General features: G+C 67.2%; 12 protein-coding genes. 7 read left to right on the top strand and 5 right to left on the bottom strand.

Features of this window, described 5'->3' with window-relative positions:
• Positions 1–14 precede the first annotated feature (14 nt).
• A complete protein-coding gene (locus tag AU188_RS06880) occupies positions 15–1,781 on the bottom strand; it encodes an SDR family oxidoreductase (protein ID WP_059162991.1) in 1,767 nt (588 codons plus the stop codon).
• A gap of 38 nt (positions 1,782–1,819) precedes the next feature.
• On the bottom strand, positions 1,820–2,176 hold the full coding sequence (locus tag AU188_RS06875) for a hypothetical protein (RefSeq protein ID WP_059162990.1): 357 nt from the start codon (positions 2,174–2,176) through the stop codon (positions 1,820–1,822).
• A 160-nt stretch (positions 2,177–2,336) separates the two neighbouring features.
• Here AU188_RS06875 and sucB point away from each other — a divergent pair, with 160 nt between their 5' ends.
• The 5 genes from sucB to AU188_RS06850 are packed head-to-tail and all read left to right on the top strand — an operon-like array spanning position 2,337 to position 7,510.
• Positions 2,337–4,172, top strand: coding sequence for a 2-oxoglutarate dehydrogenase, E2 component, dihydrolipoamide succinyltransferase (gene sucB / locus AU188_RS06870; RefSeq protein WP_059162989.1), 1,836 nt, complete (start codon positions 2,337–2,339; stop codon positions 4,170–4,172).
• A 28-nt stretch (positions 4,173–4,200) separates the two neighbouring features.
• Positions 4,201–5,106, top strand: coding sequence for a TIGR01777 family oxidoreductase (locus AU188_RS06865; RefSeq protein ID WP_059162988.1), 906 nt, complete (start codon positions 4,201–4,203; stop codon positions 5,104–5,106).
• A 10-nt stretch (positions 5,107–5,116) separates the two neighbouring features.
• Entirely contained in the window at positions 5,117–5,794 is a 678-nt protein-coding gene (lipB, locus tag AU188_RS06860; RefSeq protein WP_059162987.1) for a lipoyl(octanoyl) transferase LipB, read from the top strand.
• Positions 5,791–6,753 carry a lipoyl synthase gene (lipA, locus tag AU188_RS06855; RefSeq protein WP_059162986.1) on the top strand — a complete coding sequence of 321 codons (963 nt, stop codon included), beginning with the start codon at positions 5,791–5,793 and terminating at the stop codon, positions 6,751–6,753. Before lipB ends, lipA begins: the two co-directional genes overlap by 4 nt.
• Before the next feature lie 4 nt (positions 6,754–6,757).
• Positions 6,758–7,510, top strand: coding sequence for a DUF4191 domain-containing protein (locus AU188_RS06850; RefSeq protein ID WP_059162985.1), 753 nt, complete (start codon positions 6,758–6,760; stop codon positions 7,508–7,510).
• A 90-nt stretch (positions 7,511–7,600) separates the two neighbouring features.
• Here the strand turns inward: AU188_RS06850 and AU188_RS06845 are convergent, their stop codons facing one another.
• On the bottom strand, positions 7,601–8,083 hold the full coding sequence (locus tag AU188_RS06845; protein ID WP_059162984.1) for an RDD family protein: 483 nt from the start codon (positions 8,081–8,083) through the stop codon (positions 7,601–7,603).
• A 168-nt stretch (positions 8,084–8,251) separates the two neighbouring features.
• Here AU188_RS06845 and glnA point away from each other — a divergent pair, with 168 nt between their 5' ends.
• Both glnA and AU188_RS06835 read left to right on the top strand, forming a co-directional pair.
• Positions 8,252–9,688, top strand: coding sequence for a type I glutamate--ammonia ligase (gene glnA, locus AU188_RS06840; protein ID WP_059162983.1), 1,437 nt, complete (start codon positions 8,252–8,254; stop codon positions 9,686–9,688).
• Between the two features lie 149 nt (positions 9,689–9,837).
• Positions 9,838–10,389 (top strand): DoxX family protein, encoded by a 552-nt coding sequence (locus AU188_RS06835; RefSeq protein WP_059162982.1) that lies wholly within the window; start codon positions 9,838–9,840, stop codon positions 10,387–10,389.
• Here the strand turns inward: AU188_RS06835 and AU188_RS06830 are convergent.
• A complete protein-coding gene (locus AU188_RS06830) occupies positions 10,383–11,243 on the bottom strand; it encodes a TIGR03619 family F420-dependent LLM class oxidoreductase (RefSeq protein WP_059163048.1) in 861 nt (286 codons plus the stop codon). The genes AU188_RS06835 and AU188_RS06830 overlap by 7 nt on opposite strands.
• The gene (locus tag AU188_RS06825) at positions 11,240–11,875 is read right to left on the bottom strand and encodes a PaaI family thioesterase (RefSeq protein ID WP_059162981.1); all 636 of its coding nucleotides are present in this window, start codon (positions 11,873–11,875) and stop codon (positions 11,240–11,242) included. The genes AU188_RS06830 and AU188_RS06825 overlap by 4 nt, the downstream gene beginning before the upstream one ends.
• Positions 11,876–11,877 lie beyond the last annotated feature (2 nt).

Raw genomic sequence — 11,877 nt, 5'->3', positions numbered from 1 at the left:
CGTCGGTTTCGGTACTAGACGACCCTGCCGCGCGCGGTGCTGCGCATCACCTGCGGGAGCAGGTGCGCGACGCCGTAGACAATGTGTGCCTCCGGGGCGACCGGGCGGATCGGCTTGTTCTTCTTGACCGCCGAGACGATCGCATTGGCGACCTTGTCGGGGCCGTACCGGCGCTTGGCGAACACCTTCTCCAGTTGCGCGCGGCGGGCTTCGACCTTGTCCCGCTTGCCGGCGGGCGCGTCGAACCGGGTGGTGTGCACGATGTTTGTGTCGATCACGCCGGGGCACACCGTGGTGAGCCCCACGCCGGCCTGGTCCAGCTCGGCGCGCAGACAATCGCCGAACATGAACACCGCGGCCTTGCTGGTGGCGTAGGCGTTCATCGACTGCTGCGGTGAGTAGGCCGCCATCGAGGAGATGTTGACGACGTGCCCGCCCAGTCCTCGGTCGACCAGTCGGCGCCCGAAAGACCTGCAGCAGTTGACAACTCCACCGAAGTTGATGGCCAGTACACGGTCGTACTCCTCGCGCGGGGTGTCGAGGAACATTCCGGCGTGCCCGACGCCCGCGTTGTTCACCACGATGTCGGGTACGCCGTGTTCGGCGCACACCCGGTCGGCGAACCGCTCGACGGCGTCGGCGTCGGACACGTCGACGGTGTAGGCGTGCGCGACTCCTCCGCGGGCGGTGATCTGGGCCGCGGTCTCCTTGGCGGTGCCCTCGTCGAGGTCGCTGACGACGATCTCGGCACCCTCCCGCGCGAACGCGAGCGCCGTCTCGCGACCGATGCCACTTCCCGCACCTGTCACGGAAACCAGTGTGTCGCTGAAGTATTCGCGTGGCCGGCCGACCTGTGCGCGCAGCAGTTCACGCGCCGGCGGGTTGCCGTCGAGGAAATCGACGAGCTGCTCGACCGACCGTGCGATCGCATGCGGGTGCGACATCGGCGACCAGTGCCCGGCGGCAATATCGCGCCGCCACAGCCGCGCAACCCAGTTCTTGGTGTCGTCATAGACATACGGCCGCACGAACGGGTCCCTGAGGTTGACGATGAGCTGCACCGGGACATCGACGTAGTGATCCGTGCGCCCCGTCTTCATCGACGCCAGATAGTTGGCGCCATAGACCTTGACGCTCTTGGCGGCGTCGTCCTTGTAGGTCGCGGAATGGTGCAGTTGGTCGGCAGGGATTCCATCGCGCAGTAGCAGGATCTGTCGGACCAGGTCTGCGACGAAGCCGCGCACGGCCAACGGTGCGATGCCCGGGATCGAGAAGAAGCCCATGTAGGAGAAGGACAGGAACTGGCTGAGCGCGCGAACGAACCGCCGCGGACGCCACGGACGCCGCAAGCTGCCGATGACGAAGCGGTTGAGGTGGTCGATGCTGGGACCCGCAATGGAGGTGAACGACGCGACGCGGTCGCTGGCACCCGGCCGGGCCAGGTACTCCCACATGGCCGCCGAGCCCCAGTCGTGCGCGAGTACGTGCACCGGTTCGCCGGCGCTGACGGCGGCGGTGACGGCTTCGAAGTCATCGGCGTACCGGGCCATACGATGAGCCGAAACACGCTTGGGCACAGTCGATTCGCCGACTCCCCGGTTGTCGTAGCGCACGATGCGGAACCGGTCGGCCAGCAGCGGCACAACGCCGTCCCACATTACGTGCGAGTCCGGCCAGCCGTGTACGAGAACCAGCGTGGGGCCGTCGGGATTGCCTTCTTCGTAAACGGCGATCCGCACGTCATCTGAGCTGTCGACGAACCGCAGCGCGTTCTGCCCCATCACACCTCCCAGTGGTTGGCGGAACCGTCGGTACCGTATCAGCGCTCGTCGAGCTCCCGACGCTGCGCGCGACGGCGTTCGATGCGGCGACGTTCGTCGTAGTCGCGCATCCGCTGCGGGTAGCCGACCTTCTGCACGTCGTAGACGGGGATATTGAGCCGTTCGGACAGCCGACGGGCACCGGCGTCTCCCCCGGCGCGGCGCCGGGTCCACTCGCCGTCGGCGGCCACCAGGACCACGGTGACGTCGGTGACCGTGGTCTTCGGTTCGACGAAGGCTTCCACGCCGGTGTGTTCGGCGACCCACTGGCGCAGGTAGTTCAGATCCGCGGCGGGGTCGTCCCCCGGCCCGTTGCCCGCGCGCTTACCGCGGCGAAATCTGTCGAGAACTCCCACTCCCGTCCGTGCTCCCTTCGGTCACCTGTCTCGATAGTGCCAGAGCGACGGGTCGGCCGGTCTGCGGCGAACTGTGTAAGCGGACGTGACAGGATGGGTTGCGAAGACATCGACCCAGCACGACTGACCGACCGTTCAAGGGAGCGAGGGAGTCAATCACATGGCCATCTCCGTCCAGATGCCAGCACTCGGCGAGAGCGTCACCGAGGGGACTGTCACGCGTTGGCTCAAGCAAGAGGGCGATACGGTCGAACAAGATGAGCCGCTGCTGGAAGTCTCCACCGACAAGGTTGACACCGAGATTCCCGCGCCCGCTTCCGGTGTGCTGAAGAAGATCATCGCCCAGGAGGACGACACCGTTGAGGTGGGCGGTGAGTTGGCGGTCATCGGCGACGCCGGCGAGGATGGCGGCTCCGACAGCTCCGACGACTCGGAAGACGAGGGCGTCTCCGGCGGAGGCGAGCAGGCCGCCGAAGAGGAGAAGCCCGCAGAGGAGCCGGCGTCTCAGCCCGAGCCCGCCGCCGAGGAAGAGGAAGAGGACTCGTCGCAGCCCGAATCCAAGCCTGAATCCAAGCCGGCTGCGAAGTCTTCGGGGGACGCGACGCCGGTGCTGATGCCCGAGCTCGGCGAGTCCGTCACCGAGGGCACCGTGACACGCTGGCTGAAGAAGGTCGGCGACACCGTCGAGGTCGACGAACCGTTGCTCGAGGTATCCACGGACAAGGTGGACACCGAGATCCCTTCGCCGGTGGCGGGCACACTCCTGTCCATCACCGCCGAGGAGGACGACACAGTCGAGGTGGGCGGGGAGCTGGCCAAGATCGGCGATGCCGACGCGGCGCAGGACTCGAAGCCCGAGCCCGAGCCCAAGCCTGAACCTGAACCAGAGCCCGAACCGGAGCCCAAGCAGGAAGAGAAACCCAAGCAGGAACCCAAGCCTGAGCCCAAGCGGGAACCCGAGCCCGAGCAAGAGGCCAAACCCGAGCCGAAACCGGAAAAGAAACCGCAGCCCGAGCCGCAACCCACGGGTGAATCCGGCCCGTATGTCACCCCGCTGGTGCGAAAGCTGGCCGCGGAGAACAACGTTGACCTCGCCAACGTGAAAGGCACGGGCGTCGGCGGACGGATCCGCAAGCAGGATGTGCTCGCCGCGGCCGAGGCCACCAAGGCGCCGACGACCCCGACCGAACAACCGGCCGAAGCAGCGGGCAAGACGCCCGCTGCGGCGTCGGCCTCCGCGGACGGCGACACCTCGTCGGCTCGGCTCGCGCACCTGCGCGGCAGCACGCAGAAGGCCAACCGGATCCGCCAGCTGACCGCCAAGAAGACCCGCGAATCTTTGCAGGCGACAGCGCAATTGACCCAGACCCACGAAGTCGACATGACCAGGGTGGTGTCGCTGCGAGCACGGGCGAAGGCCAGTTTCGCCGAGCGTGAAGGCGTGAACCTGACGTTCCTGCCCTTCATCGCGGTCGCGGTGGTGGACGCGCTCAAGGCGCACCCGAACGTCAACGCCAGTTACAACGAGGAAACCAAGGAGATCACCTACTACGACGCCGAGCACCTCGGCTTCGCGGTCGACACGGAGCAGGGTCTGCTCTCGCCGGTGATCAAGAACGCCGGCGATCTGTCGCTGGCCGGCCTGGCCCGCGCGATCGCCGACATCGCTGCGCGCGCACGCTCGGGCGACCTCAAACCCGACGAGTTGTCCGGCGGAACGTTCACGATCACCAACATCGGCAGCCAGGGCGCGCTTTTCGACACGCCGATCCTGGTGCCGCCGCAAGCGGCGATGCTGGGCACCGGCGCCATCGTCAAGCGGCCCCGCGTTATCGCCGACGAGTTCGGCAACGAATCGATCGGTGTCCGCTCGGTGTGCTACCTCCCACTGACCTACGACCACCGGCTGATCGACGGCGCAGATGCCGGCCGCTTCCTGACCACCATCAAGCGCCGGCTCGAGGAAGGCGCGTTCGAGGCCGACTTAGGCCTGTAGAGGCTCAGAGGGAAGGCTTGCGCCTGTCGTGTCCGAAGCCGTCATCGCGATCGCGGGATCGTCGGGTCTGATCGGCACGGCGCTGGTGTATGCACTGCGTGCCACCGACCGCCGTGTCGTACGCATCGTCCGGCGTGCACCGTCCAACGCCGACGAGGTGTTCTGGAACCCGGACACCGGCGAATTCGACCCTCAGACGTTGGCCGGGGTGGACGCGGTGGTCAACCTGTGTGGCGTCAACGTCGGTGAGAAGCGGTGGTCGGGAGCGTTCAAGCAGAGCCTGCGCGACAGCCGCATCGGACCCACGGAGGTGCTCGCCAACGCGGTCGCCGAGGCCGGCGTACCCGTGCTCGTCAACGCCAGCGCGGTCGGGTTCTACGGCGACACCGGCCCGCAGATCACCGACGAGAACGCACCCGCCGGTGAGGGGTTCCTCCCCCACCTGTGCGTCGATTGGGAGGCCGCCACCTGGGCGGCTCGACAGGACGGCGCCCGGGTCGTGCTGGCGCGCTCCGGCCTGGTGTTGGCCCCGGCGGGCGGGATGCTCGGCCGGCTCAAACCGCTGTTCTCGCTGGGGCTGGGCGCCCGGCTGGGCAACGGCCGCCAGTACATGCCGTGGATCAGCCTGGAGGACGAGGTCCGCGCGCTCCTGTTCGCGATATCGCATGACGAGCTGTCCGGGCCGGTCAACCTGACCGGCCCCGCCCCCGTCACCAACGCCGAGTTCACCGCGGCGCTGGGCCGCGCGGTCAATCGGCCGACACCGCTGATGATTCCGGGATTCGCGCTGCGCACCGTACTCGGCGAGTTCGCCGACGAGGGCCTGCTGGGCGGTCAGCGCGCCATCCCGGCGGCGCTCGAGCGGGCCGGATTCGTCTTCCACCACAACACCATTGGCGAGGCGTTGGCGTTCGCCACCGCCCCGCGGGAGTAGCGTCGGTATCGTGACGGGTTCGATTCGCTCGGTGTCGACGCAGATCGACGTGCGCCGGCTGGGTTTGATCGACTACCAGGACGCCTGGCAGTTGCAGCGCCAGATCGCCGACGAGCGGGTGGCCGGCGGACCGGACACCCTGCTGCTGCTCGAGCATCCGCCGGTGTACACCGCGGGTCGGCGCACGCTGCCCAGTGAAAGGCCGAGTGCGGCCGCCACCCCGGTCATCGACACCGACCGCGGCGGCAAGATCACCTGGCACGGGCCCGGGCAACTGGTGGGCTATCCGATCGTCGGCCTGGCCGAACCGCTCGACGTGGTCAATTTCGTTCGGCGTCTTGAGGAATCGCTGATCAAGGTCTGCGCGGATCTCGGCGTGCAGACCGGTCGGGTCGAGGGCCGCTCCGGGGTGTGGGTGCCGCCCGATGCCAGGGGTCCGGCGCGCAAGATCGCGGCAGTCGGCATCCGGGTGTCGCGGGCGACGACCATGCACGGGTTCGCGTTGAACTGCGATTGCGACCTGTCCGCGTTCTCGGCGATCGTGCCCTGCGGCATCTCCGACGCCGGGGTCACTTCGCTGACGGCTGAACTGGGGCGGCGGGTCGGCGTCAGGGACGTCATCGGACCGGTGGCAGACGCGGTGGCGGACGTCCTGGACGGACGGCTGAGGGTAGCGTTGACGCCGTGACCGTCACTCCCGAAGGCCGCAAACTGCTGCGTCTCGAGGTGCGCAACGCCGAGACGCCGATCGAGCGCAAGCCGCCGTGGATCAAGACCCGCGCGAAGATGGGCCCGGAGTACCAGGAACTCAAGGCGCTGGTCAAACGCGAAGGACTGCACACGGTGTGCGAGGAGGCCGGCTGCCCCAACATCTTCGAATGCTGGGAGGACCGCGAGGCCACCTTCCTCATCGGCGGTGAGCAGTGCACCCGTCGCTGCGACTTCTGCCAGATCGACACCGGTAAACCGGCCGACCTCGACCGTGACGAACCGCGCCGGGTGGCCGAGAGCGTGCAGGCGATGGGGCTGCGCTACTCGACCGTGACGGGCGTGGCCCGCGACGACCTACCCGACGGCGGTGCCTGGCTCTACGCCGAGACGGTGCGTGCGATCAAGGAACTCAATCCGAACACCGGCGTGGAACTGCTGATCCCCGACTTCAACGGCGACCCCGGCCAATTGCGCGAGGTCTTCGAGGCGAATCCAGAAGTGTTGGCGCACAACGTCGAAACCGTTCCGCGGATCTTCAAGCGGATCCGGCCCGCATTCCGCTACGAGCGCAGCCTCGGGGTGCTGACCGCGGCGCGCGACTTCGGGTTGGTCACGAAGTCGAACCTGATCCTCGGCATGGGTGAGACGCCCGAAGAGGTACGCACCGCGCTGACCGATCTGCGCGACGCGGGCTGCGACATCGTCACGATCACCCAGTACCTGCGGCCTTCGGTGCGTCATCACCCGGTGGAGCGCTGGGTACACCCCGAGGAGTTCGTCGAGCACGAGCGTTTCGCCCAGGGGCTCGGGTTCGCCGGCGTGCTGGCCGGACCACTGGTGCGGTCGTCGTACCGGGCGGGCCGGCTGTATGCCCAGGCGAAGGCGATGGCGCACACGGGAGCCGCGGCGGCGTCGACATCGCACTCCGTATCCTGAAGCAATGGCGAAAACCCGCAATCCCGAGGCCGTCAAGGCCGCGAAGGCCGAGGCCAAGGCGGCCCGCAAAGCGGCGTCCAAACAACGCCGCAGCCAACTGTGGCAGGCCTTCCAGATCCAGCGCAAAGAGGACAACCGGCTGCTGCCGTACATGATCGGCGCATTCGTGCTGATCGTCGCCGGCTCCGTGGCGCTCGGGATCTTCGCGGGCGGCTACACCACTTACGTGATGATTCTGCTGGGCATCATCCTCGGAGCCCTGGTGGCCTTCATCATCTTCGGCAGACGCGCTCAGAAGTCCGTCTACCGCAAGGCCGAGGGTCAGACCGGCGCAGCGGCGTGGGCACTGGACAATCTGCGCGGCAAGTGGCGGGTGACGCCCGGCGTCGCGGCCACCGGCCACTTCGACGCGGTGCACCGGGTGATCGGCAGGCCCGGGGTCATCTTCGTCGGCGAGGGCTCCCCGACACGGGTGAAGCCGCTGCTTGCCCAGGAGAAGAAGCGCACGGCCCGGTTGGTCGGCGACACCCCGATCTACGACGTCATCATCGGCAACGGCGAAGGCGAAGTGCCGCTGGCCAAGCTGGAGCGCCACCTCAACAAGCTGCCCGCCAACATCACGGTCAAACAGCTCGACGCGCTGGAGTCGAGGCTGGCCGCGCTCGGCACCAAGGTGGGCCCGGCCGCGATGCCGAAGGGTCCGCTGCCGACGCAGGCCAAGATGCGCGGCGTGCAGCGCACCGTCCGTCGCCGCTGAGTCCACGTTCCGGGTTCCGCCGACACCGACGAAATGGTCGTGATCCGGCCGGATTTTCAACCAATACGTCGGTTTCGGCGCGCGCAGAAGTTACCGGCGAACCACCGCGGTGTTGGTGAACCGATCCTGATAGCCGCGGAAGTCTTTGTCGGTGAACAGGGCGGGGATCACAAAGAACACCAGCAGCCCGCGCACCGTGGCGCGGCCGATCCCGACGTGCATCCGGTGATCGATCGAGGCGACCCGCAGGCCCAGCGCCCACTGACCGGGCGTGAAGCCGAACAACCGCACCGAGACGATGCCCAGCACCAGCCACACCACCGCGATCGACGTCGAGCCCAGTGGGCTGTACAGGAAGGCGTCGCGGCTGATGACCCCGACGTTCACCGCAAGCCCCACCAAGCCGTAGGCGATGAACCAGTCGATCATCAGCGCAGCGATCCGCCTGCCGAACCGGGCGATCGAACCGGGTCCGGACTCCGGCATGCCGAGGCGCTGACCGGGATAGTCGTTGGGTCCGGCTTCGCTGGTCGGATCCGGACCCGACAGCCAGGACCCCAGTGATCGGGCCATACTGTCAGGATAGGGCGGGACACCAGGTGGTCCACGGGAGCCCATGGCCGCCGGCGACGAGGCACTGAGGTGAGATTGCGTAACTTCGGCGCAACATTCGGTTGACGACCGTGCAACATCGTGTCCTTAGCGTCAACGCGCGGGTTACCAGATAAAGGAGAGAACTCAGTGGCAGAAAAGACGGCCGACGACATTCTCAAGCTGATCAAGGACGAGGATGTCGAGTACGTCGACATCCGGTTCTGCGATCTGCCCGGCGTCGTTCAGCATTTCTCGGTTCCGGCTTCGGCCTTCACGCAAGACGTCTTCGAGGACGGCCTGGCCTTCGACGGCTCGTCGGTTCGCGGGTTCCAGTCGATCCACGAGTCCGACATGATGCTGCTGCCGGACCCCGAGACCGCACGCATCGATCCGTTCCGCGCCGCCAAGACGCTGAACATGAACTTCTTCGTGCACGATCCGTTCACCCGCGAGGCCTACTCGCGCGACCCCCGCAACGTCGCCCGCAAGGCGGAGAACTACCTCGTCAGCACCGGGATCGCCGATACGGCCTACTTCGGCGCCGAGGCCGAGTTCTACATCTTCGACTCGGTGACCTTCGACTCCCGGATCAACGGCACCTTCTACGAGGTGGACTCCGAAGCCGGATGGTGGAACACCGGCGAACCGGTCGAGGCCGACGGCAGCGCGAACCGCGGTTACAAGGTGCGGCCGAAGGGCGGCTACTTCCCCGTTGCGCCGTACGACCACTACGTCGACCTGCGCGACAAGATGGCCACCAACCTGATCAACGCCGGATTCACGCTCGAACGTGGCCACCACGAGGTTGGTACGGCAGGCCAGGCCGAGATCAACTACAAGTTCAACACGATGCTGCATGCGGCCGACGACGTGCTGCTGTTCAAGTACATCATCAAGAACACCGCGTGGCAGGCCGGCAAGACCGTGACGTTCATGCCCAAGCCGCTGTTCGGTGACAACGGCTCCGGCATGCACGCACACCAGTCGCTGTGGAAGGACGGCCAGCCGCTGTTCCACGACGAGTCCGGCTACGCGGGCCTGTCCGACATCGCCCGCCACTACATCGGCGGCATCCTGCACCACGCGCCGTCGCTGCTGGCGTTCACCAACCCGACGGTGAACTCCTACAAGCGCCTGGTGCCGGGCTACGAGGCGCCGATCAATCTGGTGTACAGCCAGCGCAACCGCTCGGCGTGCGTCCGCATCCCGATCACGGGCAACAACCCGAAGGCCAAGCGCCTCGAGTTCCGCTGCCCCGACAGTTCGGGCAACCCGTACCTGGCGTTCGCGGCGATGCTGATGGCCGGCATCGACGGCATCAAGCGCAAGATCGAGCCGCAGACTCCGGTCGACAAGGACCTCTACGAACTGCCGCCGGACGAGGCCGCCAGCATTCCCCAGGCGCCCACCTCCCTGTCTGCGGTCATCGACAAGCTCGAAGAGGATCACGACTACCTCACCGAGGGCGGGGTGTTCACCGAAGATCTGATCGAGACCTGGATCTCCTACAAGCGCGAGAACGAGATCCTGCCCGTCCAGATCCGCCCGCACCCGTACGAGGTGGCGCTGTACTTCGACGTGTAAGCCGTCATCGTCGAACGGGGCCGGATGGCGCACGCCATCCGGCCTCGTCCGTCTCGTCTGGCCGACGGTGTGCGAACAGTCAGCGACGGTCCGGTAACGGTGCTGTTCAAGCGCTCAACAGAACGGGTCGGCGCGCGTAAGGTCGGTCCATGGCGACCAACTTCGACGCTCGCCTGGCGAGCTACTCCTCTCCTGCTTTGAGTGCGTTCCGGATCATCGCCGGATTGCTGTTCGCGTTGCACGGTTCCCAGAAGCTGTTCGGCTGGCCGGTGGCCGCGCCGGTGCCGATCGAGGCGGGTTCGTGGCCGTTGTGGTGGGCCGGGCTCATCGAACTGGTGGCCGGCCTGCTGATCGCCGTCGGGCTGTTCACCCGCATCGCGGCGTTCATCGCCTCCGGCGAAATGGCCGTGGCCTATTTCTGGAAGCATTGGCCGCCACTGGAGGGTCCGTCGAAGAGCTTCTGGCCGATGGAGAACGGCGGCGAGGTCGTCCTGCTGTACTGCTTCGGTTTCCTGGCCCTGGCCGCGCTCGGCGCCGGCGCCTGGTCGGTCGACGCGCGACGACGCACCGGTTTGGGGCGCACTGCACCGGGCGGCGTGGTCAGCGGCACCGCGGCCCCGGCGGCGACCACCGCCGGAGGTCGGCCAGTGGCGGTGCGCCGGGGCGGGCTGCTCAGCCGCTTCCGCAGACCGCGCTACTGATCCAGGCCGAGGTCCTTACGGAAACGCTTCATCCCGTCGATCTTCTCCGGACGCGTCGCCTGCGGCCCGGCGTAGAACATCCACGGCATGGTCACAATGCCCGCGATGCCGCCCGCCTCGGCGCGCTCGTAGTGCTCGGGGGTGAACGCGTCGGTCAGCGGCGTGATGACAGTGAAATCGTCCATCGTCAAGCCCTTTTCGGCGCGTAGCTCACGCAGCTTGGCGACGCGTTCGAGCGCCCGGTCGGTGGTGATGAGATCGCCGATCCAGCCGTCGTGGCGCGCCGCGCGGCGCAGCGCGATGTCCGAGAGCCCGCCCACATACACCGGGATCGGCGGGGGCGTCGGCTCCATCTCCAGCCGCGGCGTCTGATAGAACTCGCCGTCGAATTCCGTCCATCCGGGCTTCCACAGCTCCTTCATCAGCGTGAGCATCTCGTCGGTGCGTTTACCGCGCCGCGTGAACTGCTGGCCCATCAAGGTGAACTCTTCCTCGCACCAGCCCACACCGATGCCGAGTTCGAGCCGACCACCTGCCAGAACGGCCGCGGTGCCAATCGATTTCGCGGCCGAGTACGGGTCCCGCATCGCCGGCAGATACACGGTGGTGACGAACCGCAACCGCGAGGTCACCATGGCCAGCGCCCCGATCATCACCCACGGGTCCGGCCAGTCGGTGAAGGCCTCCCACCGCCGCCGACCGTCCTTGGTGTAGGGATACGGCGTCTGCAGCGTCTCCAGGTTGACGACGTGATCGGGTATACCCAGGCCGTCGTAGCCGAGATCATCTGCCGCCCTGGCGATCTCGACGATCTCGCTGGTGTCCAGGAACGCCGCGCTGACGTAGAACTTCATCCGGCGTCCCGCGCCCACGCCGGCCGGATGAAGACGCCCTCGGCCTCGACCGTGGTGCCGTCGGCGTCCATCAGGTATCCGCGGGCGAATGTCTTCACACCCTCGGACCGCTCCACGAACGCCTCCGCGCGCAGTCGGCCCAGCGGGGTTCCGCGCAGATACCGAAGCGAGATCGTGCCGGTGAACTTCGGCGTGGTCAGGCCCTCGCTGGCCGCCTCGCCGAGCAGGTGGTCGAGCACCAGCGCGCAGATGCCGCCGTGCACCCACCCCGGTGGCCCCTCGTACGCACCGCTCAGCGTGAACTCGCTCCAGCAGTGGCCGTCCTCCTCGTGCTGGATGACCATCGGTGGCGCGATCGCATTGCGCAGTCCCACAGCCGGATTCGCCCACGCCAGCGGGCGCCCGGTGAGCTCGTGACGCTGCGTGTTGGAGACCGCACGCTGCCTGCTCTCGAGGATGTCGGTGACGGCTTCGATCTTCGCTTGCGCGCCGGCGACGGCGGCTTCGTCGATCTCGGTGTGCAGGCTCGCATAGATCAGTTTGCGCACCGCATCGGTCAGCGGGCCGTACAGGGCTCGCTGTCGCTGATACTCCTCCTCGGTGATGACGTCGAACCCGAAATCCATGCTCATGT

The organism is Mycobacterium sp. IS-3022, from assembly GCF_001500065.1.
Taxonomy (GTDB): domain Bacteria; phylum Actinomycetota; class Actinomycetes; order Mycobacteriales; family Mycobacteriaceae; genus Mycobacterium.
This window is presented reverse-complemented; position numbering and strand designations above follow the sequence as displayed.

Coding starts and splice junctions, on each gene's coding strand:
- AU188_RS06880 (WP_059162991.1), bottom strand. CDS start 1,781: ATGGGGCAGAACGCGCTGCGGTTCGTCGACAGCTCAGATGACGTGCGG.
- sucB (WP_059162989.1), top strand. CDS start 2,337: ATGGCCATCTCCGTCCAGATGCCAGCACTCGGCGAGAGCGTCACCGAG.
- AU188_RS06850 (WP_059162985.1), top strand. CDS start 6,758: ATGGCGAAAACCCGCAATCCCGAGGCCGTCAAGGCCGCGAAGGCCGAG.
- AU188_RS06845 (WP_059162984.1), bottom strand. CDS start 8,083: ATGGCCCGATCACTGGGGTCCTGGCTGTCGGGTCCGGATCCGACCAGC.
- AU188_RS06835 (WP_059162982.1), top strand. CDS start 9,838: ATGGCGACCAACTTCGACGCTCGCCTGGCGAGCTACTCCTCTCCTGCT.
- AU188_RS06830 (WP_059163048.1), bottom strand. CDS start 11,243: ATGAAGTTCTACGTCAGCGCGGCGTTCCTGGACACCAGCGAGATCGTC.
- AU188_RS06825 (WP_059162981.1), bottom strand. CDS start 11,875: ATGAGCATGGATTTCGGGTTCGACGTCATCACCGAGGAGGAGTATCAG.